Origin of the sequence: Pseudooceanicola atlanticus, from assembly GCF_000768315.1 — a bacterium.
GTDB classification, from domain to species: Bacteria; Pseudomonadota; Alphaproteobacteria; order Rhodobacterales; family Rhodobacteraceae; genus Pseudooceanicola; species Pseudooceanicola atlanticus.
Map to the genome: position 1 here is coordinate 1 of NZ_AQQX01000044.1, position 1,087 is coordinate 1,087.

The following is a 1,087-nucleotide window of genomic DNA, read 5'->3' on the forward strand; positions in this document are numbered from 1 at the left end:
GGCACATTCTAAGCTGGGTTGCGACAAATTCCCTATCTTGCTGAAAAGCAAGGAGAGCGGACATGGCGCACACAGAGCTGGATTTACGTGAGAGACGCACAATCGAAGACATGCTTAACGCGAAAATGCCGGTGAGCAAGATCGCAGCAGAGATCGGCAGGCATCGCTCGACCGTCTATCGAGAGATCAAGCGCAACCGTTTCGAAGATGATGAGCTACCCTACTTGAGCGGCTACTACGGCATGAATGCTCAGAAATACGCATCCGATCGACGCGCACGGCGTCGCAAACTGATCCGACTGGTTGATCTGCGGTCCCATGTCATCGCTCAGTTGAAGATCGGCTGGACGCCGGAACAGATCGCGGGACGCCTCGGTTTTGATGGCCAGCCCGTGCGCGTCAGTCACGAGACGATCTACGCCTATGTCTACAGCGCTGAAGGCCAATCTGAACAACTGGCGCGCCACTTGCCCTGTCGGCGCAAGAAACGGCAACCACGCTACGCCAGGCGTCCCAGAGGCCAAGTATTTCCGCCGGATCGGTCGATCCATGAACGCCCGGACTACGTGAAGACGCGCGAGACTTTCGGCGAATGGGAAGGTGATCTTATGATCTTTGAACGTTCGCAAGGCACGATGAACGTCGCCTCGCTGGTCGAGCGAAAGACACGGTTTGCCGTCCTGTTCCGCAACAACGACCGCAGCTCGACACACTTCATAAACAAGCTGATGGACGTGATGGAACCCCTGCCCCAGCCCGCTCGCCGTTCGATCACCTTTGACCGTGGCTTCGAGTTCCGAGCTTGGCGCAAGCTGAAGTCAGGCATTGGCACCGACAGCTGGTTCTGCGATCCGCAAGCACCTTGGCAAAAAGGATCGGTTGAAAACCTGAACAAACGGGCGCGGCGCTATCTGCCCCGAGACACGCAACTGGCGGCGCTCTCAAATCGCAATATGAAGGCGATTTGCGACCGCCTCAACGGAACGCCCAGAAAGTGCCTCGGCTGGCGCACCCCGACCGAAGCATTCAGGGAAGAGATGATGAAACTGAGATAGAGGAAACTGTCGCAACGACCCTTGAGCCATCA

General features: G+C 56.9%; 1 protein-coding gene. It reads left to right on the forward strand.

Annotated features, from left to right (window positions below; genetic code table 11):
* The first annotated feature begins 62 nt into the window (after positions 1–62).
* Positions 63–1,055 (forward strand): IS30 family transposase, encoded by a 993-nt coding sequence (locus ATO9_RS23270; RefSeq protein WP_043755257.1) that lies wholly within the window; start codon positions 63–65, stop codon positions 1,053–1,055.
* Positions 1,056–1,087: the final 32 nt, after the last annotated feature.

Bases quoted from the DNA above. Each gene is read 5' to 3' on its own strand.
- ATO9_RS23270 (WP_043755257.1), top strand. From the start codon at position 63: ATGGCGCACACAGAGCTGGATTTACGTGAGAGACGCACAATCGAAGAC.